Origin of the sequence: Streptomyces sp. NPDC102490 (assembly GCF_044765285.1) — a bacterium.
Lineage (GTDB): Bacteria > Actinomycetota > Actinomycetes > Streptomycetales > Streptomycetaceae > Streptomyces.
Map to the genome: position 1 here is coordinate 1 of NZ_JBIWJU010000006.1, position 20299 is coordinate 20299.

General features: G+C 73.0%; 16 protein-coding genes. 3 read left to right on the forward strand and 13 right to left on the reverse strand.

Annotated elements, in window-relative coordinates; all coding sequences use genetic code 11:
* Positions 1 to 366: 366 nt before the first annotated feature.
* Positions 367 to 1374: a stage II sporulation protein M gene (locus ACIRGB_RS14375; protein ID WP_403863505.1), complete on the reverse strand. Its 1008-nt coding sequence runs from the start codon at positions 1372 to 1374 to the stop codon at positions 367 to 369.
* Between the two features lie 126 nt (positions 1375 to 1500).
* On the opposite strand from ACIRGB_RS14375, the gene ACIRGB_RS14380 reads away from it, so the two are divergent.
* On the forward strand, positions 1501 to 2442 hold the full coding sequence (locus ACIRGB_RS14380) for an RDD family protein (RefSeq protein WP_403863508.1): 942 nt from the start codon (positions 1501 to 1503) through the stop codon (positions 2440 to 2442).
* Positions 2443 to 2482: 40 nt separating this feature from the next.
* Here the strand turns inward: ACIRGB_RS14380 and ACIRGB_RS14385 are convergent, their stop codons facing one another.
* From ACIRGB_RS14385 to ACIRGB_RS14425, 9 genes are all read right to left on the reverse strand, one after another.
* Positions 2483 to 3097, reverse strand: a complete 615-nt coding sequence (locus tag ACIRGB_RS14385; RefSeq protein WP_403863511.1) for a hypothetical protein — start codon at positions 3095 to 3097, stop codon at positions 2483 to 2485.
* A gap of 110 nt (positions 3098 to 3207) precedes the next feature.
* On the reverse strand, positions 3208 to 4665 hold the full coding sequence (gene ahcY, locus ACIRGB_RS14390; RefSeq protein ID WP_403863514.1) for an adenosylhomocysteinase: 1458 nt from the start codon (positions 4663 to 4665) through the stop codon (positions 3208 to 3210).
* A gap of 278 nt (positions 4666 to 4943) precedes the next feature.
* Positions 4944 to 5924, reverse strand: a complete 981-nt coding sequence (locus ACIRGB_RS14395; protein ID WP_403863517.1) for a cation diffusion facilitator family transporter — start codon at positions 5922 to 5924, stop codon at positions 4944 to 4946.
* A 187-nt stretch (positions 5925 to 6111) separates the two neighbouring features.
* Positions 6112 to 7263: a mannose-6-phosphate isomerase, class I gene (gene manA / locus ACIRGB_RS14400; protein ID WP_403863520.1), complete on the reverse strand. Its 1152-nt coding sequence runs from the start codon at positions 7261 to 7263 to the stop codon at positions 6112 to 6114.
* A 49-nt stretch (positions 7264 to 7312) separates the two neighbouring features.
* Positions 7313 to 8440 (reverse strand): SIS domain-containing protein, encoded by a 1128-nt coding sequence (locus ACIRGB_RS14405; RefSeq protein WP_403863523.1) that lies wholly within the window; start codon positions 8438 to 8440, stop codon positions 7313 to 7315.
* Between the two features lie 81 nt (positions 8441 to 8521).
* On the reverse strand, positions 8522 to 8692 hold the full coding sequence (locus ACIRGB_RS14410) for a Trm112 family protein (protein ID WP_007450268.1): 171 nt from the start codon (positions 8690 to 8692) through the stop codon (positions 8522 to 8524).
* Positions 8693 to 8914: 222 nt separating this feature from the next.
* The gene (locus ACIRGB_RS14415; RefSeq protein WP_403863527.1) at positions 8915 to 10279 is read right to left on the reverse strand and encodes a phosphomannomutase/phosphoglucomutase; all 1365 of its coding nucleotides are present in this window, start codon (positions 10277 to 10279) and stop codon (positions 8915 to 8917) included.
* An 81-nt stretch (positions 10280 to 10360) separates the two neighbouring features.
* Entirely contained in the window at positions 10361 to 11977 is a 1617-nt protein-coding gene (locus tag ACIRGB_RS14420) for an L-lactate permease (protein ID WP_403864843.1), read from the reverse strand.
* Positions 11978 to 12126: 149 nt separating this feature from the next.
* Entirely contained in the window at positions 12127 to 12546 is a 420-nt protein-coding gene (locus tag ACIRGB_RS14425) for a DUF3499 domain-containing protein (protein WP_052843574.1), read from the reverse strand.
* A gap of 294 nt (positions 12547 to 12840) precedes the next feature.
* On the opposite strand from ACIRGB_RS14425, the gene ACIRGB_RS14430 reads away from it, so the two are divergent.
* On the forward strand, positions 12841 to 13293 hold the full coding sequence (locus ACIRGB_RS14430; protein ID WP_161377492.1) for a metallopeptidase family protein: 453 nt from the start codon (positions 12841 to 12843) through the stop codon (positions 13291 to 13293).
* Positions 13294 to 13321: 28 nt separating this feature from the next.
* Here ACIRGB_RS14430 and ACIRGB_RS14435 read toward each other — a convergent pair whose 3' ends face one another.
* From ACIRGB_RS14435 to ACIRGB_RS14445, 3 genes are all read right to left on the reverse strand, one after another.
* Complete coding sequence (locus tag ACIRGB_RS14435) at positions 13322 to 14821, reverse strand: DUF5719 family protein (RefSeq protein ID WP_403863530.1); 1500 nt, start codon at positions 14819 to 14821, stop codon at positions 13322 to 13324.
* A complete protein-coding gene (locus tag ACIRGB_RS14440; protein ID WP_403863533.1) occupies positions 14818 to 18642 on the reverse strand; it encodes a glycosyltransferase in 3825 nt (1274 codons plus the stop codon). Before ACIRGB_RS14440 ends, ACIRGB_RS14435 begins: the two co-directional genes overlap by 4 nt.
* 189 nt (positions 18643 to 18831) lie before the next feature.
* Positions 18832 to 19095, reverse strand: coding sequence for a WhiB family transcriptional regulator (locus ACIRGB_RS14445; RefSeq protein WP_030377564.1), 264 nt, complete (start codon positions 19093 to 19095; stop codon positions 18832 to 18834).
* Between the two features lie 685 nt (positions 19096 to 19780).
* Between ACIRGB_RS14445 and ACIRGB_RS14450 the strand changes: the two genes are divergently transcribed.
* Positions 19781 to 20296: a cysteine dioxygenase gene (locus ACIRGB_RS14450; RefSeq protein WP_403863537.1), complete on the forward strand. Its 516-nt coding sequence runs from the start codon at positions 19781 to 19783 to the stop codon at positions 20294 to 20296.
* Positions 20297 to 20299 lie beyond the last annotated feature (3 nt).

Genomic DNA, 20299 nt, shown 5'->3' on the forward strand with positions numbered 1-20299 from the left:
TTTGTACTCACCCTCTCGGGCTTTCCTCCGGGCGCTTCCCTTCGGTCTTGCGTTTCCGACTCTATCAGATCTTTCCGACCCGATTTCCTCGGTGCCTTCCAGGTTCCCGCTTTCGCGTTTCCCTTTCCGGCGGTTCCGACTTTATCAGAAGTTCCGTGCCGTTCTTGCCGGCCGTTCTTTCCGATTCATCGGGAGAGCGCTTCGTCGAATTCAGTGATTCGGAGAAGCTGATAGATGTTCACTGTCGCCCTCTGGGGTGAACCCATCTCCAGGCAACTGTTCGAATCTACCTCCCCGCTCGCTCCGTGTCAACGGCTCGGGCGGGAACGAAGAGGACAGTAGCAGCTCGCCGGGGGTGGATGCACATCAGGCGGCCGTTGGCACGGTGGCGCTGCGTTCGGCCGCCTCGACATCGCCCGTGTCGCCGGCGCGCACGGCCCGGCCGCCCAGGACGTAGACGTAGGCGAGGAAGGCCAGCTCGGCGACGACTCCGATGGTGATCCGGGCCCAGGTGGGCAGGCCGGACGGGGTGACGAAGCCTTCGATGGCGCCGGATACGAACAGGACGAGGGCCAGGCCCACCGCCATGCCGATGGCGGCCCTGCCCTCTTCCGCGAGGGCGATGCGGCGGGTACGAGGCCCCGGGTCGATGAGGGTCCAGCCCAGGCGCAGCCCTGTGCCCGCGGCGACGAACACCGCTGTCAGTTCGAGCAGACCGTGCGGCAGGACCAGGCCGAGGAAGGTGTCGAGGCGGCCGGCCGACGACATCAGGCCGACGCCCACGCCGAGGTTGAGCATGTTCTGGAAGAGGATCCAGATGACGGGCAGCCCCAGGAAGACGCCCAGGATGAGGCAGAGCGCGGCGGCCCAGGCGTTGTTCGTCCACACCTGGGCGGCGAACGAGGCCGCCGGGTTGCTCGAGTAGTACGTCTCGTACTGGCCGCCCGGACGGGTGAGCTCGCGCAGCTCGCTCGGGGCGGCGATGGTGGACTGCACCTCCGGGTGGGTGCCGATCCACCAGCCCAGGAGCGCCGCGACAGCGGTCGACAGGAGGGCGGTGGGGACCCACCAGTGGCGGGCCCGGTAGACGGCCGCCGGGAACTGCCGGGTCAGGAATCGCGTGACGTCGCGCCAGGAGGCGCGTCGGGTGCCGGTCACGGCACTGCGCGCGCGGGCCACCAGTTGGCTGAGCCGTCCTGTCAGCTGGGGATCGGGGGCGCTCGACTGGATCAGGGACAGGTGGGTGGCCGCGCGCTGGTAGAGGGTGACGAGTTCGTCGGTCTCGGGACCGGTCAGCCGGCGCCTACGGCGGAGGAGGGCGTCGAGGCGGTCCCACTCCGCGCGGTGGGCGGAGACGAAGACGTCGAGGTCCATCGGTGTGCCTGCTCCTCGGCTATCGTCGGCGGCTCGTCGTGGATCAGCTTGTCGTACTGCGGCGCGGTGCGTCCTCAGCTTGGCAGACTGGCGGGGACGGGGGCAGTCAGGGGAAGGGCGGCGGGCGTGAGCGAGCTGGTGACGGGCGAGGCGGTGGCGCTGGAGCTGCGCCCCGCGAGGCTGCCCAGCAGGGCACTGGCCGTGCTGCTCGATCTGGCGGTGGCCGTGGCCGTCTATGTGGCGGTGACCATCGCGCTGGTGGCGTCCACCTCGTCCCTGGACGTGGCGGCGCAGACCGCGCTGTCGATCGCGACGTTCGTCCTCGTGCTGGTGGGCGGACCGATCGCCGTGGAGACGCTCAGTCACGGGCGGTCGCTCGGCAAGATGGCGTGCGGGCTGCGGGTGGTACGGGACGACGGCGGGCCGATCCGGTTCCGGCACTCGCTGGTGCGGGGCCTGATCGGGGTGATCGAGATCCTCATGACGCTCGGGGTCGTCGCCTGTGTCGCCTCACTGGTGTCGGCGCGGGGGCGGCGGCTCGGCGACGTGTTCGCGGGCACGCTCGTCGTGCGGGAGCGGGTGCCGTCCGCGTCGGCGGGCTTCATGCCGCCGCCTCCGCCCTGGCTGGAGGGGCGGTTCTCGGGGCTCGACCTGTCCGCGGTGCCCGACGATCTGTGGCTTGCCGTCCGTCAGTACCTGGCGCGGATGGGGCAGCTCGATCCGCGCGTCGGCTGGGCCATGGCCGACCGGCTCGCCGCCGATGTGGCGGCCCGTACGGGCGCTCCGGCGCCGCGGGAGGTTCCGCCGCCCGCGTATCTGGCGGCGGTGTTGCAGGAGCGGCAGGCGCGGGAGGCCTGGCGGGCGTTCGGGAGCGCTCAGACGGCTGCCGGGACCGCCGCGTCCGTGCCGGGGGTGCCGGTGGCCCCCTCGCCCGCTGCCCCGCCGCCCGCCCCGGTTGCCCCGCCGACTCCCCCGCCTCCGGCTGTGTCACCGGGTGGCCGTCCCGAGGTGGCGCGGGGAGTGCCGTCGGACGGCCGCTCGGGCACCGGGTTCGTGCCTCCGGCGTAGGCACGGGCAGCCCGCGCCCCGCACCTGGCTCCGGCTCCGCTCACGGGAACACGGACGGGGGTGTCTCCAGATCCTCCAGCTCGACGCCGGGGGCCGCGAGCACGACGTCGCCGGCGAGGTGCACGGAGTGCTGCTCGCCCGTGTCCAGGGCCGTGACCTTGTATTCGTCCACGGTGAGGGGCCCGTTGTCAGTGGCGTGTGCTTCGCTGTTCAGCAAGGCCCAGGACTGGTCCACGGTGCGGGGGGCGAGGACCGGGTCCGTGAGGGCGACGAGGCGTACGCGGGTGGCTGATGCGGAGGGGGTGAGGCGCAGGAGGCGGGTGATGGCGACGAGGAAGGCCGGGGACGAGCCGGTGAAGGCGTGGGCGCGCGCATTGCCTTCGGTGGCGTGGGCTCCGGTGGGGTCGGTACGGACCCAGGTGACGCCGTCGATGGCGGCGCCGCGGACCTGCCAGTCGGCGGCGTGGAGTTCGAGGCGGATGGGGCGGCCGAGGTCGTCGAGGGCGAGGTCGACGGAGCCGTGGTGGTCCCCGGTGGGCGTGGTCAGCCGGGAGACGTAGCGCCAGCCGGAGGGGCCGGGGGCGCACTGGAAGTGTTCTTCCGCGAGGGGGGTGTGATCGTGCGGATCGTGGAGCGAATAACGGCCGCGGGGCATGGGTGTCCTGGAGGGTGACGGGCTGGTCCGGTCGCTGATGCGGACGTGGCGCCAACGGGGCAGGCCCCCGGCACGGGGGTGCGGGGGCCTGCCTCGGAGGAACCGGTGACTCAGTAGCGGTAGTGGTCCGCCTTGTAGGGGCCCTCGACCTTGACGCCGATGTACTCGGCCTGCTCCGGGCGGAGCGTGGTCAGCTTGACGCCGAGGGCGTCCAGGTGGAGCCGGGCGACCTTCTCGTCCAGGTGCTTGGGCAGCACGTAGACGTCGGTCGGGTACTCGTCGGGCTTGGTGAACAGCTCGATCTGGGCCAGGGTCTGGTCCGCGAAGGAGTTGGACATCACGAACGACGGGTGGCCGGTCGCGTTGCCCAGGTTCAGCAGGCGGCCCTCGGAGAGGACGATGAGCACCTTGCCGTCGGGGTAGGTCCAGGTGTGGACCTGCGGCTTGACCTCGTCCTTGACGATGCCGGGGGTCTTGGCGAGGCCGGCCATGTCGATCTCGTTGTCGAAGTGGCCGATGTTGCCGACGATGGCCTGGTGCTTCATCTTGGCCATGTCCGAGGCCATGATGATGTCCTTGTTGCCGGTCGTGGTGACGAAGATGTCGGCCTTGTCGACGACCTCGTCCAGCGTCGTGACCTGGTAGCCGTCCATCGCCGCCTGGAGGGCGCAGATCGGGTCGATCTCGGTGATGATCACGCGGGCGCCCTGGCCGCGGAGGGACTCCGCGCAGCCCTTGCCGACGTCGCCGTAGCCGCAGACGACGGCGGTCTTGCCGCCGATCAGCACGTCGGTGGCGCGGTTGATGCCGTCGATCAGGGAGTGGCGGCAGCCGTACTTGTTGTCGAACTTCGACTTGGTGACCGCGTCGTTGACGTTGATCGCCGGGAACAGCAGGGTGCCGTCGCGGTGCATCTCGTACAGGCGGTGGACGCCGGTCGTGGTCTCCTCGGTCACGCCGCGGATCTCGGACGCCAGCTGGGTCCACTTCTGCGGGTTCTCGCTGACCGTGCGGGTGAGGAGTTCGAGGACGACGCGGTGCTCGTCGGACTCGGCGGTGTCGACCGAGGGGACCTTGCCGTCCTTCTCGTACTCGACGCCCTTGTGGACGAGGAGGGTGGCGTCACCGCCGTCGTCCAGGATCATGTTCGGGCCGCCGGTGGGGGTGTTCGGCCAGGTCAGCGCCTGCTCCGTGCACCACCAGTACTCCTCCAGGGTCTCGCCCTTCCAGGCGAAGACCGGGACACCCTGCGGGTTGTCGGGGGTGCCGTTCGGGCCGACGGCGATGGCGGCGGCCGCGTGGTCCTGGGTGGAGAAGATGTTGCAGGAGGCCCAGCGGACCTCGGCGCCGAGGGCGACCAGGGTCTCGATGAGCACGGCGGTCTGCACGGTCATGTGCAGGGAGCCGGTGACGCGGGCGCCGGCGAGCGGCTGGGCCTCGGCGTACTCCTTGCGGATCGCCATCAGGCCCGGCATCTCGTGCTCGGCGAGAGTGATCTCCTTGCGGCCGAACGCGGCCAGGGAGAGATCGGCGACCTTGAAGTCCTGTCGGTTGTCGACAGTCGTCATTACGGGCTGCTCCTCGGGTTGGGTCGAGGTGGGTACGGCTGACCTGCGCGGCGGCGGACACAGGGGTGCCCAGAAGAGGACACAGGCATGCCCGCGTACACGCAGCGCAGTCCGTCGGAGGCCCTCTCTCCCTCGGCCGGTCCGTCCTGGACCGCCCGACCGCCATCAGCAGCGACGTCTGGCTCCGTCCCAAGCTACACCGCGGGCGCCCCCGTCCCCAGTCCGCCTCCGCACACTTCCGGACGTTCACGCAGGGTGAGGACGGTGGGGCCCCTCGGTCAGTGGGCGGCGGGCGGGGTGCTCGGGCCGCCGGGGGACGCCTCGGGGTCGGGGCCCTTGGCGGCCTCGGACTCGCTGTAGATGTCCGGTTCCAGGTAGATGACGCGGGCGATCGGGACCGCCTCGCGGATGCGCGACTCGGCGGCGTCGATCGCGGAGGCGATTTCCGTGGCCGTGCCGTCGTGGCGGACGGCGATCTTGGCGGCGACGAGCAGTTCCTCGGGGCCCAGGTGGAGGGTGCGCATGTGGATGACGCCGGTGACCGTGTCGCCGGCGACGAGCGCGGACTCGATCTGCTGGACCGCCTCGACGCCCGCGGCCTCGCCGAGGAGCAGGGACTTGGTCTCGACGGCGAGGACGAGCGCGATCAGGATGAGCAGGATGCCGATGCACAGGGTGCCGACGCCGTCCCAGACGCCGTCGCCGGTGAGCAGGGCGAGGCCGACGCCGCCGAGGGCGAGGATCAGGCCGACCAGGGCGCCGAGGTCCTCCAGGAGGACGACGGGCAGCTCGGGCGCCTTGGCGTGGCGGACGAACTCCTTCCAGGACTTCTTGCCGCGCAGCGGGTTGGACTCCTTGATGGCGGTCCGGAAGGAGAAGCCCTCGGCGATGATCGCGAAAACCAGGACGCCCACCGGCCAGTACCAGTGCTCCAGTTCGTGCGGGTGCTTGATCTTCTCGTAGCCCTCGTAGAGGGCGAACATGCCGCCGACCGAGAAGAGCACGATGGAGACGAGGAAGGCGTAGATGTAGCGCTCGCGGCCGTAGCCGAAGGGGTGTTGCGGGGTGGCTTGGCGCTGGGCGCGCTTGCCGCCCAGGAGCAGCAGGCCCTGGTTGCCGGAGTCGGCGAGGGAGTGCACGGACTCGGCGAGCATCGATGACGATCCGCTGAAGAGGAACGCCACGAATTTCGCTGCCGCGATCGAGAGGTTGGCGAGCAGTGCCGCCACGATCGCCCTGGTGCCGCCTGACGCGCTCATGTGTCGCGTTGTCCCTTCGCCTGCATCTGTTTTCGACTGCGTCCGCTTCGTCTGCGTCTGCTTCGTCTGCGTCGGTGCGCCGGTGGGGCGCGGCCGTTGAGTGACCGGCCTTTGCCCCTCCTTTGCGATGCGCCATTGTTGCAGCCCGTGCGGGCCCCGACGTGCCGGATGCCCCGTCGGGCGCGGGTCAGACGCGCACGGTGGCCCGGAAGAGCGTGCCGGATCCGGACACTTCGGCCTTTTCGTGCGCGGGGACGAAGACGGAGCGGCCGGGGGCGAGTTCGTGTTCGCCGGCCCGTACGGTGCCCGCCGTGCAGAGCAGGATCTGCGGGGTGGGCAGGGTGAGGTCGTGGGCGCCGGACCCTTCCGGCAGGACGTAGCGGGACAGGCGGAACTCGTCGATCGGGGTGTCGTAGACCTCTTCGCCGTCGGGGGACGCCTCCGGGCGCAGGACGCCGGGGTCGCCCGCCTCGAAGCGGACGATGCGCAGGAGTTCGGGGACGTCGACGTGCTTGGGGGTGAGACCGCAGCGCAGGACGTTGTCGGAGTTGGCCATGATCTCGACGCCCAGGCCGTTGAGGTAGGCGTGCGGGATGCCGGCGCCGAGGTAGAGGGCCTCGCCGGGCTGGAGCCGGACGTGGTTGAGGAGCATCGCGGCGAGGACGCCGGGGTCGCCCGGGTAGTGGTGGGCGATGTCGGCGTACGGCCGGTAGGCGCCGCCGAGGCGGTCGCAGGCGGCCGCGGCCTCGGTGACCGTGTGGGACATCTCCTCGGGGTCGGCGGTGAGGACCGCGGTGAGGACCTCGCGCAGGGCGGCGTCCTCGGGGTGGGCGCGCAGCAGGTCGACGTACGGCTTGAGGGAGGCGACGCCGAGGCCGTCGAGCAGGTCGGCCGTGTCGGCCGGGGCACGGAAGCCGCACAGGCCGTCGAACTCGGTGAGGGCGCAGATCAGTTCGGGCTTGTGGTTGGCGTCCTTGTAGTTGCGGTGCGGGGCGTCCAGGAGGACGCCCCGGCGCTCCTCGTCCTGGTAACCGGCCCTGGCCTGGGCGAGGTCGGGGTGGACCTGGAGGGAGAGCGGGGCGCCGGCGGCGAGGAGCTTGAGGAGGAAGGGCAGCCGGGGGCCGAACCTGGCCACGGAGGCGGCGCCCAGTTCCTTCTCGGGGTCGGCCTCGACGACCTCGGCGAGCGTGCCCCGGCCCGTGCGGGAGGGGGCGCCGGGGTGGGCGCCCATCCACATCTCCGCCTGCGGTTCGCCGGTCGGCTCGGTCCCGAGGAGGGTCGGGATCGCGGTGGTGGAACCCCAGGCGTAGGGGCGGACGGTGTTGTCGAGGCGGTCCATGAGCTCTCTCTGCCGTGCGTGCGGGTGCGGGGGCGATGGTGCGCCGGGGTCAGGCTCCCGAGGCGAGCGCCAGGTAAACGGCGGCGAAATCCGTGATGGCGATCAGTTCGGCGAGGGTCTCCAGCTCGGCGCCCGCTTCCGGTTCCAGTTCGCTGATCGGCGTGTCGTGGCCGAGGGCCAGGTCACGGGCGTTGGGGGCGGCGGTGAGTCCGCCGCTGGGACGGTCGCGCAGCAGCACCACACGCGCGCGCAGGGCGGTCGGCTCCTCGACGCGGTCGCGGAAGAAGTCGTCGGGGTCGGCTCCGGCGGCGAGTCGGCCGGCGAGCAGGGCGCTGTGCGCGGCGAGCGCCTCGGGCAGTTCGGCGACGACCGCGGGGGTGCCGGACAGTTCGGCGAGGGCGGCGGCGAAGCGGCGGCCGGCGGGTCCGGCCGAGGTGCCCTCGGTCCAGACGACGGGGAGGGACTCGGCCAGTTCGGACGCCAGCGTCTTGGCGGGGTTGCTGTAGGTCACGATGGCGGGCCCGCAGCGTTCGGCGACGGCGTCGAGGCGGTCGGCGACCTTGTCGACGGCCTCGGGCGGCGCCTCGAGCAGGCCGGTGCGGTCCAGCAGCGCGAGGAGCGGGGTGAGCAGCGCCCACAGGACGCCGGGGGCGGCGCCGGCGAGGGGCTCGTCGTGGTCGTACGGCGCGGTCGCCATCGGGATGAACAGGCCGCGCGAGGTGCTCACCGCGTCGTTGAGCGGGGAGCCGGCGGGGGCGACGGCCACGACCGTGCAGCCCCGGCGGTAGGCCTGTTCGGCGAGCAGGGACAGGCCCGGCTCGGCGCCGTCGGGGGTGGCGATCAGCAGGAGGTCCACGGAACCGGCCCAGCCCGGCAGTTCCCAGCGCAGGGCGCCCGCGGCGGGGGCGACGCCGGTGGGGGCGAGGCGGGTGACGGGGCTGCCCGCGCCGGCGAGGGTGCCGAGGAGGTCGGCGGCGTGGGTGGCGGCGGCGCCGGGTCCCGCGATCAGTACGGCGCGGGGGCGGCCGTCCGGCTTGAGGTTGCCGACGCCGGCCTCGGCGGCGTTCCGGGCGGCGGTGCGGACGCGGGCACCGGCCTCGGCGGCGCCGCGGAGCAGGCCGCGGCGGTCGGCCTCGGTGAGGCGCTCCGGGGCGTCGAGGAGCGATTCGTCGAGCATGGCGGCAGGTCTCCGATCACCGGGGCGTTCGTTCGATTGCGCGGGGGCGTCGCCGGGTTGCCGTGGCCTGGCCGGCGGCGGTTACTCGGGGCGGCGGGCCTCGTCGACGAGGAGGACGGGGATGCCGTCGCGCACCGGGTACGCCAGGCCGCAGTCCTGGCCGGTGCAGATCAGCTCCGCGTCCTGCTCCTTGAGGGGGGCGTGACAGGCGGGGCAGGCGAGGATCTCCAGGAGGCCGGCTTCGAGCGGCATGAGGGGTTCCCTTCGGGGGCGGTGGGGCTTGTGTGGATGTGCTGGTCAGGGTACCGCCGGGACGCGACTCGTGCGGGTGGCCTGTGGTGAACCCGCCGTTGGTGCTGGGAGGGTCGCGCGGCCCGGCGCTCACGGGGTGCCGCTGCGCCCACCCGTGCCGCCCCAGCGGCACGACTGCCCGCAGCGGCGGCGAGGGGGAGCGGCACGGCTGCCCGGCGACGGCTACGCCCGGATGATCACCAGGGCCTCGTCCCGGACCTTCGTCATCGTGGCCTCGTCGCGGGCCTCCGCGTTGAGGCGGAGCAGTGGCTCGGTGTTGGAGGGGCGGACGTTGAACCACCAGTCGGCCGTCGTGACGGTAAGGCCGTCCAGGTCGTCCAGGGTGACGTCGTCGCGGCCCTCGTACGCGGCCCGGATGGCGGCGAGGCGGGCCTGCTGGTCGTCGACGGTGGAGTTGATCTCGCCGGAGCCGGTGTAGCGGTCGTACGCGGCGACCAGGGCGGACAGCGGGCCGTCCTGCTCGCCGAGGGCGGCGAGGACGTGGAGGGCGGCCAGCATGCCGGTGTCGGCGTTCCAGAAGTCGCGGAAGTAGTAGTGCGCGGAGTGCTCGCCGCCGAAGATGGCGCCGGTCCTGGCCATCTCGGCCTTGATGAAGGAGTGGCCCACGCGCGTGCGTGCCGGTGTGCCGCCGTGCTCCCGCACGACCTCCGGGACGGACCAGGAGGTGATCAGGTTGTGGATGACCGTGCCCTTGCCGCCGTTGCGGGCCAGTTCGCGGGCGGCCACGAGGGCGGTGACGGCGGACGGGGAGACCGGGTCGCCGTTCTGGTCGACGACGAAGCAGCGGTCGGCGTCGCCGTCGAAGGCGAGTCCGAGGTCGGCGCCCTCCTCGCGGACGCGCTGCTGGAGGTCGACGAGGTTGGCCGGGTCGAGCGGGTTGGCCTCGTGGTTGGGGAAGGTGCCGTCCAGTTCGAAGTACATCGGCACCAGGTCGAGGGGCAGGCCGACGAAGACCGTGGGGACGGTGTGGCCGCCCATGCCGTTGCCCGCGTCGACGACGACCTTGAGGGGCCGGATGGTGCCGAGGTCGACGAGGGAGCGCAGGTGGGCCGCGTAGTCGGCGAGCGTGTCGCGCCGGGTGACGGTGCCCGGGCGGGACGCGGGCTCCGGGGCGCCCGTCTCGCTCCAGCGCTCCACCAGGGCGCGGATCTCGGCGAGGCCGGTGTCCTGGCCGACCGGGGCGGCGCCCGCGCGGCACAGCTTGATGCCGTTGTACCGCGCGGGGTTGTGCGAGGCCGTGAACATCGCGCCCGGCAGGTCGAGCGCGCCGGAGGCGTAGTACAGCTGGTCGGTGGAGCACAGGCCGATCTCGGTCACGTCGGCACCGCGGGCCGCCGCCCCGCGCGCGAAGGCGCCGGACAGGCCCGGGGACGAGGGCCGCATGTCGTGGCCGACCACGACGGCGCCCGCGCCGGTCAGCTCGACGAAGGCCGCGCCGAACAGCTCGGCCAGCGACTCGTCCCACTGGTCCGGGACGACACCGCGCACGTCGTACGCCTTCACGATCTGCGACAGATCAGCAGCCACGGCCAACCTTCCTGAAAGTCCTGTCGGAGCCCACAAACTACCCCTTGAGGACCGGCGGGCCGCCCGGGCGGTTGCCCGAGGTCAGGGGAGCATCCAGCCCAGCACCGCCGTGGACTGCCCGACCACGATCAGGCACATGATCAGCAGCAGGCCCAGGCTCCAGGGCAGCACCTTGCGCAGCAGGTCGCCCTCGCGGCCGGCGAGTCCGACGGCGGCGCAGGCGATGGTGAGGTTCTGCGGGGAGATCATCTTGCCGAGGACGCCGCCGGAGCTGTTGGCGGCGGCCAGCAGTTCGGGCGAGAGGCCGGACTCCCGCGCGGCGGTCACCTGGAGGGCGCCGAAGAGCGCGTTGGCCGAGGTGTCGGAGCCGGAGACGGCGACGCCGAACCAGCCGAGCACCGGGGAGAGGAAGGCGAGTCCGGCACCGGCCGCGGCGACGAAGTGGCCGATGGTGGCGGCCTGCCCGGAGAGGTTCATGACGTAGGCGAGGGCGAGGACCGAGGTGACGGTGAGGATCGCGAAGCGCAGTTCGTGCACGGTCGCGAGCCACTCCCTGACCGCCACGCGCGCGTGCACGCCGAGGACGACGGCCGTGGCCAGTCCGGCGAAGAGCACGAGGGTGCCGCCGGTGGAGACGATCGGCCAGGAGAAGACGTTGCCGCCGACCGGTTCGCCCCCGGCGTCGACCACGTCGAGGAACGGCCAGTCGTAGGACTGCGTGGCCTGCGCCAGCCAGTCCTTGACCGCCGGGATCTGCGCCACGGAGAAGACGGCGACGATCAGCGCGTAGGGCGCGTAGGCGCGCACCACCTCCCGGGCGGGGTCCCGCTCGTCCAGTTCCTCGCTGCGTACGCCGGTCAGTACGGACGCCCGTACGGGCTCGGCGGCGGGCCTGCGGGAGTGCGGTACGGCGACCAGGGCGCCGGCGCCGATCAGGGCGGCGGCGATGTCGGCGAGTTGGGCGGAGACGTAGTTGGAGGCGGCGAACTGGGCGACGGCGAAGGCGATCCCGCAGGCCAGCGCGGGGACCCAGGTCTCGCGCAGTCCGCGCCGCCCGTCCACCAGGGCGACCAGGAGCAGCGGCACGACGAGGGCCAGCAGCGGCGTCTGGCGGCCCACCACGGAGGCGACGTCGTCCAGGGGCAGCCCGGTGACCTGGGCCAGCGTCACCACCGGGGTGCCCATCGCGCCGAAGGCGACCGGCGCGGTGTTGGCGACCAGCGAGACGACGGCGGCGCGCACGGGGTCGAAGCCGAGGGCGACGAGCATGACCGAGCAGATCGCGACGGGCGCCCCGAATCCGGCGAGGGCCTCCAGCAGGGCGCCGAAGCAGAAGGCGACGACGAGGGCCTGGATGCGGGGGTCGTCGGAGAGGCGGCCGAAGGAGCGGCGCAGGATGTCGAAGTGCCGGGTGCGGACGGTCATCCGGTAGACCCACAGGGCGTTCACGACGATCCACAGGATGGGGAAGAGGCCGAAAACCGCTCCCTGGACGGCGCTGGAGGCCGTCTGGTCCAGCGGCATGCCGTAGGCGAGCAGGGCGACCAGTACGGCGGCCAGGAGGCCGATGAGGCCCGCCAGGTGGGCCTTCATGCGGACGCCGCCCAGCAGGACCAGGACGATCACCAGGGGCAGGGCCGCCACCAGGGCCGACAGTCCGAGCGAACCGGCGACGGGTTCCAGTTCCTGCACGTACACGCACGCCTCCCCGGATTCCGCCATGTGAAAGCGATTTCTCGCGGCTTCCGGAATGGTCGTGTCCGCGACAACGAGGCGTCAATGGGTGTGCGGCAACGGATGTGACCGGGGAGACGGCGGGTGAAGGGCGCGAACCCGTCGAGCGGGGCTCAGTTGTCCGGCGAGCGGAGCACGCGCAGATGACCGCGGCGCGCGACCTCCATCGGGTCGGCCGTCCGCGCACCCCCCGCCTCGGCCGCCCGCTCCTGGGGCCGGGCCGCCTCGCGCACCGCGTTGGCGAGCGCTTCCAGGTCGTCGCCGCTGGGGCGGGCCGGGGCGGAACCGTCGAGCAGGCGGACGACCTCCCAGCCGCGGGGGGCGGTGAGGCGCTCGGAGTGCTCGGCGCACAGGTCGTAGCAGTGGGGTTCGGCGTAGGTGGCGAGCGGGCCGAGGACCGCGGTCGAGTCGGCGTAGACGTACGTCAGCGTCGCGACGGCGGGACGGCCGCAGGCGGTGCGCGAACAGCGACGTACAGGGCTCACGATGTTGGACGGTACCGCACTCTTGAGCGGGCCGCGACGACTCTCCACCAGCTCACACCCCCGTGTCGTGGCGTGAAACGACCTGCGGACTCTCCGGAGCAGCCCCCTTTGACCTGCGCGGACGCCCGCCTCGACGGGCCCGTGCGACGCGCCGGGCGGTCACGACCCGATACAAACAACGACATTTGCCTTGAGTTCCGCGGTCGCGGAGAGATACGGAATCGAGCCCAACCTTGGCTGGAATGGTCATCCGGCGACAAGCGGACCCGGCCGCCGCCACGCCGCCCGCGGTGCGCGCGCGGTCGGGCACGCCGCCTCGGCGGGGACTACCCTTCACCAGTGATGGACAACCCCGTGACGCCCCGTGATGCCGGCCGCCCAGGACCCCGCCGTCGTGATCGCCACGGTCGGGGCATGCGCGGCCCGGTCGCGCCCCCGCAGGTGCCGCTCGCCGCGAGCCGCGGCGAGGTGTTCGCGGACCTGGTGCAGGACTCCGTGGAGCGCCTGGAGCGGCGGTGGCCGCAGCTCGCCGACATCGACTTCCTCGTCCTCGACGTGCCACGCCCGCCGGCGGCCGGGGAGGCGTGGAACGACGAGGCGGTCCCGCTCGGGGGCACGGTGCCCTCGCGGGACGGGCGGCGGGGGCGGGTCGTGGTGTACCGGCGGCCGGTGGAGATCCGGACCAAGGGGCGGGACGAGCGCGCGCTGCTGGTGCACGAGGTCGTCGTCGAACAGGTCGCGGAGCTGCTGGGGCTGACGCCGGAGACGGTGGACCCGCGGTACGGGGAGGACTGAGCGGCGGGGGCCCGTCGGCCCCCGGCCGCTACTTCTGCACGACCGACAGGTCCTCGTCCGCGTTCGGTACCGAGACCGTCCCCCGGTCGTCGGGGAGGGTCTGGACGGTGAAGGCCGCCACGTCGTCGTCCGAACCCGTCAGGATGCGGGACGCGTGGACCGGGCCGCCCGAGACGGTCTCGACGGTGAGCGCGTAGGAGCCCTTGAGTCCGGCGGGGACCGGTGCATCGACGTTCTGGGTCGTGCCGGCCTTGATCGTGTACGTCTTGGTCGCCGGTGTGCCGCCCTCGGTGCCCGCCGACGCCGTGACCTTGACCTGCGCGGCCTCACCGGGCGCGGACAGGGCCAGGGTCGTGCGCTTGGCGCGGTTGTCCGCGACCGTCGCGCGCGCCCCGACCGGGTCGGAGGCCGGGATGAACGCCGACTCCCGCTCGTCCCCCTTGCCCCGCACCACCCGGACCGCGGCCACCACCGGCACGGACCGGTCCGTCGGGGTCAGCACCAGCGAACCCGCCTCGCCGCGGGTGACCTCGCCGAGGTCGACGCCGGTCGTCATACCGGCCTTGACGTGCACCGTCTCGTGACCGGCGGGCGTGATCAGTCCGGACGGCGAGGCGAGCCGCACCTTCAGGTCGGCGTCGGTGCCGCCGGGCGTGAACAGCACCAGGCGTACGGCGGTGGCGTCCTTCGGGATGCCCGGCAGCACGAGGTCGCTCGCCGGGTCGGCGGCCGCGGTCAGCCAGTCGCCGCCGGTCTTGTCGTCCAGGGCCTGCACCGCGGCGCCGACCCGTCCGCTGCGCACGCCGACGTGCACGGTCAGGTCGGTCTGCTTCACCTCGCTGAGCGTGGACAGCAGGATGGACTCGCTGCTGTGCGGCGGCACCGTGACCCCCTCCCCCACCGTGGTCTTCAGGGCACCGTCCTTGCCGTACAGCTCGATGTCCACGACGGCCGCCGAGTCGTCCGGGTTCGTCAGGTGCACGTAGTCGCTGCGGCCGGTCGCGGTGCCGGCGCCCGGGAACCAGAACTCGGTGTCCGGGGCGCCGCAGTTGACGCCCTGCACGCCCCGGCCCGTCCCGGCGGCGACCTCGGTGGTCTGCTGGACCGTCCAGCCCGGCGCGTGGCCGCCCTCGGCGGTGCCGATCAGCGCGGGGGTGTCGGCGCCGCTGGTCTTTCCGGCGACGGGCGTGCCGGGCGCCTTGGGCTGGAGGACCGGCTTCTCCCTCTTCTCGCCCTTGTCGCCGTCCTTGCCGTCCCCGGTGGCGTCGGCCTGCTCCGCCGCCGTGAGCGTCGCGCCGCCCTTCTCGTCCGCGCCCTTCGTGACGGGCGTGAAGGACGTGTACGCGGTCTCGGCGAGGTCGGAGCTGCTGGGCGCCGGGCACAGCAGGCTGGTGCGCTCCACGGGCAGCCGGGCGGCCGGTGCCGCAGTGTCCGCACCCGAGCCGTCCGGGGCGGACACCGCCGCGAAACCGGTGACCGCGGCGAGCGCCGTCGCACAGGCGATCAGGGACAGGGTCGTGCGCTTCACTGCTGGCTCCCGTCGGGACGCTCACTGCCGGTGCCGTGGGGCTGCTGGGGCTGCTGGGGCTGCTGGGGCTGGGAAGGGTCGTACGGCGTGTCGTATCCGCCCTGGCCGTACGCCTGGTCGAAGGCGGGGTCGTAGCCGCCCTCCTGAGCCTGCGTCGGATCGCCGTAGGCGTAGGGGTCGTACTGACCCGCCCCGTACTGGCCGCCCTGGCCCCCCTGGCCGCCGTGCCCGCCCTGGTAGGCGTCCGGCCGGTACGGGTCCGCCGCCTGGTACGGCTGCTGTCCGTACGCCCCCGGGTCGTACTGCTGGGCGCCCTGGTACTGCTCGCCGCCGTAACCCCCGTCGTAGGAGCCGTACTCGGCGCCGGTGTACCCCGTCGCGTCCCATTCTCCGTACGCCGGCTGCTGCGGGACCGGCACGGGTGCCGCCGCGGGCGGCTCGGGCACCCCGGCGGTGTCTCCCGCTGCCCGGGGGCCCGGTTCCGCCGGCGCGTCCGCACCGGGCGCCGCCTCCGCCTCGGCCTCGGCCTGGGCCCGCAGCCGCCGCGCCCGGCGCCCTTCGCCCTCGACGGGCTGGGCGGGGACGAGCGGCTCGTCCGGCAGGTCGTCGTCGACGTGGCGGCGCCTGCCGGGCAGGGCGAGGACGACCAGGACCACGCCGAGGAGTCCCTGGGCCCACAGCCAGGCCGTGTGCGTGAACGGGGCGTCGTAGGTGACGTCCAGCCGGCCGCCGGAAGCGGGGAGCCGGAAGCCCTGGGCCCAGCCGTCGACCGTGGTGCGGGTGAGCGGCTTGCCGTCCAGGGTGGCGGTCCAGCCCTCGGCGGCGGTGTCGGCGAGGCGCAGCACCCGGCCCTCGGCGCCCGCCTCGATGTCGGTGTGGATCTCCACCGGACCGGCCGCCACGGGCTCGGACTCGCCGCCGCCGGACGTCCCGGCACCGGACGTGGCACCGGACACGATGGTCGCGCGCGCGACCTCCTGGTCCACCCGCCACAGTCCGCTGCCGTCCTGCTGGCTGAGCCTGCTCAGTCCGGGCGTGGCGTCCAGGACGCGCATGACCTCGCGGGGCGCGCCCTGGTGCACGAGCACGTAGCGCACGGCGAACCCGCCGAGCTGGTCGGCCTGGTCGGCGCCGGAGCCGGCCACGAGGTTGGCGACGACCTTGTCGAGGGCGCTGTTCCCGCCGTCCCCGGAGGCCAGTTCGCCGTCGCCGAGGCGGGCGCCGGAGCCGCGGACCAGCAGGTAGCCCACGTGCGCGGCGGAGTCGCTGTCGAGGACGAGGGTGCGGGCCTGGTCGCGGGTGTGGCTCTCCTCGGCGACGAACGCGGGCACCTGGACGGGGTCGCGGCGCTCGACGGGGCCGTCGGCGCCGCCGATCATCCAGCCGGCGGCGGCGATCAGCGGGCCGAGGGCCGCGGCGAGGGCGATCAGGGCGGCGACGGGCTGGCGCCAGCCGAAGCTCTGCTCGGCCACCCGGAAGCGCGCCCCGTCGGCGCCGAGGGTCGCGGCGGTCAGCAGGGCGATGCCGTAGACGAGGGTGGCGGGTCCGGCCCAGGCGGAGCGGTTGGCCAGGACCGAGAAGACGAGGGCGACCAGGGCGACGACCCAGGCCGTCCGGATGCCCAACTGCCGCTCGGAGCGCAGCAGGGCGGCCAGCGCGGCCAGCACGATGCCGAGCAGGAGCAGCCCGCCCACCGTGCCGGGGCCGCCGGGGCTGGCGCCGAGCAGGTCGAGCGCGGAGGCGGCCGAGGCGCCGTAGTCGAGCCCGGCCTCGTCGAAGAAGCCGAACGGGAGCAGCGACAGCGACCAGGGCGCGAGCAGCAGCAGCGGAGTGCAGAGCTGGGCGAGGAAGCGCGGCCCGTACGCGGTGATCTCGCCGCGGCGCAGGGCGAGGACGCCGACGCCCAGGACCAGCGCGACGGGCCACACGACGGGCGTGAAGGCGGTGGTGATGGTCAGCAGCAGGGCGTACGCCCAGGTGGCGCGCCAGCTGCCGCGGGCGCCGGAGGGGCCCGTCAGGCCGGCCGCCGCGACGCCCGCGCGGGCGATGAGCGGCAGCAGCACGGCGAGGACGGCGGTGCCGATGCGTCCGCCGGCCAGCGCGCCGGTGGCGGCGGGCAGGAAGGCGTAGGCGACGGCGGCCCAGGCGCGCAGCAGCCGGGACGGGACCAGCGGGCGGGAGGCGAAGTACGCGGTGGCACCGGCCAGGGGCACCGAGCAGACCAGCAGCAGGGTGACGGCGAGTCCGGTGGAGCCGAGCAGTACGGAGGCGAGCGTGGCGACGAGCGCGAGGTAGGGCGGTGCGGAGGCGGTGCCGCCGGTGCCGACGGTGTGCCAGGCGTCCACGTACCGCGCCCACAGCTCGCCCGCGCCGGCCGGTGCGGGCAGCAGCGCGCCGCCGGACAGGGCGCCGCCGCCGAGGAGCGCGCGGCACGCGGCCAGGGAGACGAGCAGCAGCACCAGGAAGAGCACCGGTCCCGGCTTGCGGGCGATGCGCTTGAGGCGGGCGAACTGCTCGATCTCCAGGAAGTCGGCGTCGTCGCCGCCGGGTCCGGACTCGATGGCGCTGCCGTGCCGTCCGGCGCCCGCGGCGGCCTCGGCGTCGGCGCTGCCGAAGAGGTCGCCCGCGACCTGCTCGACGGTGGCGCGGACGGTCGCGCCGGGGGGCGGGAACAGGGGCCGCAGTTCGTCCTTCTCGACCTGCGGGCGCCCGCGTTCGCGCCGGCCCGCGATGATCCGCTCGGGGCGCAGCAGGACGCCCAGCAGGCCCCGGATCTCGTCGAGGGCCTGTCCGGGGACCTTGCCGACGAGGTAGGCGACGGTCCGCAGCAGCGTGCCGAGGACGACGCGCAGCAGCACCCAGGGCAGGGCGGCGGTGCGGACGTTGACGAGGAGGGTGTGGACGGCGCCGGCCTTGTCCACCTTGTGCGGTGAGGCGGTGGTGCGGCCCGCGCAGTCGACGGCGCGGCGTTCGCGCGAGGCCGCCTCGGCGTGGCGGACGACCGCCTCGGGGGCGACGAGGACCCGCAGTCCGGCGGCGTGGGCACGCCAGCACAGGTCGACGTCGTCGCGCATCAGGGGCAGCCGGCGGTCGAATCCGCCGAGCCGCTCGAAGACGTCGCGCCGGATCAGCATGCCGGCGGTGGACACCGACAGCACGGTCCTGACGTGGTCGTGCTGGCCCTGGTCCTGCTCGCGGCGGTCCAGGCCGGTCCAGCGGCGGCCGGAGTTGGCGATGGAGACGCCGACCTCGAGCAGCTGCCGGCGGTCGTACCAGCCGCGGAGTTTGGGACCGACGACGGCGACGTCGTCACGGCCGAGTTCGTACTCGGTGTCCACGACGCGCAGCAGCTGGGCGAGGGCCTCGGGTTCGGGCGCGCAGTCGTCGTGCAGCAGCCACAGCCAGTGCACCGGTTCTCCGTGGGGGAGCTCCGGCAGGTCGTAGGCGTCGTCGCGCCAGGTGCGGCTGACGGGGTCCCAGCCGCTGGGCCGCCTCAGGTACGGCAGGTCCTCGGGGGTGAGCACGGGGGCGGTGCGGGCGGCCTCCTCGACGGCCTGGCCGAAGCCGGTGCGCCGGGCGAGGTGGAGCACGCGGTCGTCGCCGAGGGCGTCGGCGATGAGCCGGGAGGACTCGTCGGCGCTGCCGGTGTCGGCGGCCACGGCGTACTGGACGGGGCGCTCCTGGCCGAGCAGCCCGGCGAGCGCGTCGGGCAGCCAGCGGGCTCCGTCGTGGGCGACGAGGACCGCGGTCACCACGTGACGCGGGAACTCAGGTGTGGCAGCGAGGTCGTGCTGGGCTGCCGTGTGACTCTGCGCGGACATCGAGGTACGGGCCCCGGTTCGGTGGACTGCGGTGGACGCACGCGCCGGTTGGGAACGGCGGGGCGTCTCGGACGAGCGCCCACACTATCGGCTGGACACAGGGGCGGCCCGCCGCCTGTGGACAACCCACCGGCGACGGGCCGTTCCCGCTGTTCGGGCCGTTTCTGTCGCTGCGTCAGGCCACGGCCGTCAGACCGCCGCCTTCTTCAGCCGGCGGCGCTCCCTCTCGGACAGGCCGCCCCAGATGCCGAAGCGCTCGTCGTTGGCCAGGGCGTACTCGAGGCATTCGGAGCGGACCTCACAGGCGAGGCAGACCTTCTTGGCCTCGCGGGTGGAGCCGCCCTTCTCGGGGAAGAAGGACTCGGGGTCGGTCTGGGCGCACAGAGCACGCTCCTGCCAGCCGAGTTCCTCGTCCGCGTCGTCGACCAGCAGTTGCTCCACCAGCTCGGTCATGTGCGCCCCTCGTCTGTCTTTCGCGTCCCCGTGATCTAGCCGTTACCGATTCCGGCTGAACGACACGAGTGAAATTACAAGTGTGCTGCTCCGGGCGAGTCAAGCCGAGATCTGCTATTGGGCCCCTTATTCACTCTGCGGAACCAAGGCCATGCAGTAAGTGTTCAAATCGCCATAAACCTTGACATACCAAAGAGGCCCGAAGGACGCCCGTCCCGATTCACACCTGCACCAGGAAGGACGACCCGGTGTTCGATCCCGTTCCGATACACGCGCCGAAGCGAACCTGATCACATTCCGATCACGGGATCGCAACGAGGGTTGTGCACCCGGCTTGTGCGCCATGTGTCCCGGAAGTCGTGTGAGCAAACCTTTCGCCAGCGCGATCAACCGGATGAGGTGAAACATGTCCCACATAACGGGCATCGAGTTGACAGTGCTGGTGTGAACCGCTGTCCTTGAGGGCATGCTCGCGAACTTGGCGCTCACCTCGACCCGCACCGCCGGGTCCCACGGTGCTGCCCGCGCTCGCTGTAGCTGTTGCCGCTGTTCCAGCTGTTGAGCCCACCGCGCTCCGGCTGTCCCCGAGTCCACGCGACTCGACCACTGCGTTCCCGCCCCACCAGGGCGTCTCTTCGTCCTTCGCTTGCTCCCCGCACTCTTCCGCCGAGGAACCACCGCACCCATGAACAGCGACAGCGACCTCCAGATCGCCGGCGACATCCTCGAAGTCCCCCACCTGCTCCAGGCCCCGCGCGAGCACCCGGCCACGGTCGCCGAGTTCGCCGGTCTCGTCCGCTCCCTCGCCACCGACCGCTCCGCGTGGGAGCACCTCGTCCGGTACGACGCGACGACCCGCTGGTACCACCGGCTGCGCACCGGGCCCGGGTACGAGGTCTGGCTGCTGTCCTGGCTGCCGGGACAGGGCAGCGGACGCCACGACCACGGCCCCTCCTCCGGCGTGTGGACGGTCCTGGAGGGCTCCCTCACCGAGCACACGGAGCGCGGCACGCACGCGTTGGGCGCCGGTACGCAGCGTGTGTTCGCGCCGGGGTACGTGCACGAGGTGGTCAACGACGCGCTGGAGCCGGCGGTCAGCCTGCACGTCTACTACCCGGGCCTGACCGAGATGCCCATGCACGCCCCGCAGTGCTCGGCCGCCGCCGCGCCCGAGGACGCCGACGCCGCACCGGCACGGTGACGA

Coding starts and splice junctions, on each gene's coding strand:
- ACIRGB_RS14375 (WP_403863505.1), bottom strand. CDS start 1,374: ATGGACCTCGACGTCTTCGTCTCCGCCCACCGCGCGGAGTGGGACCGC.
- ACIRGB_RS14385 (WP_403863511.1), bottom strand. CDS start 3,097: ATGCCCCGCGGCCGTTATTCGCTCCACGATCCGCACGATCACACCCCC.
- ahcY (WP_403863514.1), bottom strand. CDS start 4,665: ATGACGACTGTCGACAACCGACAGGACTTCAAGGTCGCCGATCTCTCC.
- ACIRGB_RS14395 (WP_403863517.1), bottom strand. CDS start 5,924: ATGAGCGCGTCAGGCGGCACCAGGGCGATCGTGGCGGCACTGCTCGCC.
- manA (WP_403863520.1), bottom strand. CDS start 7,263: ATGGACCGCCTCGACAACACCGTCCGCCCCTACGCCTGGGGTTCCACC.
- ACIRGB_RS14405 (WP_403863523.1), bottom strand. CDS start 8,440: ATGCTCGACGAATCGCTCCTCGACGCCCCGGAGCGCCTCACCGAGGCC.
- ACIRGB_RS14410 (WP_007450268.1), bottom strand. CDS start 8,692: ATGCCGCTCGAAGCCGGCCTCCTGGAGATCCTCGCCTGCCCCGCCTGT.
- ACIRGB_RS14430 (WP_161377492.1), top strand. CDS start 12,841: ATGGACAACCCCGTGACGCCCCGTGATGCCGGCCGCCCAGGACCCCGC.
- ACIRGB_RS14440 (WP_403863533.1), bottom strand. CDS start 18,642: ATGTCCGCGCAGAGTCACACGGCAGCCCAGCACGACCTCGCTGCCACA.
- ACIRGB_RS14445 (WP_030377564.1), bottom strand. CDS start 19,095: ATGACCGAGCTGGTGGAGCAACTGCTGGTCGACGACGCGGACGAGGAA.
- ACIRGB_RS14450 (WP_403863537.1), top strand. CDS start 19,781: ATGAACAGCGACAGCGACCTCCAGATCGCCGGCGACATCCTCGAAGTC.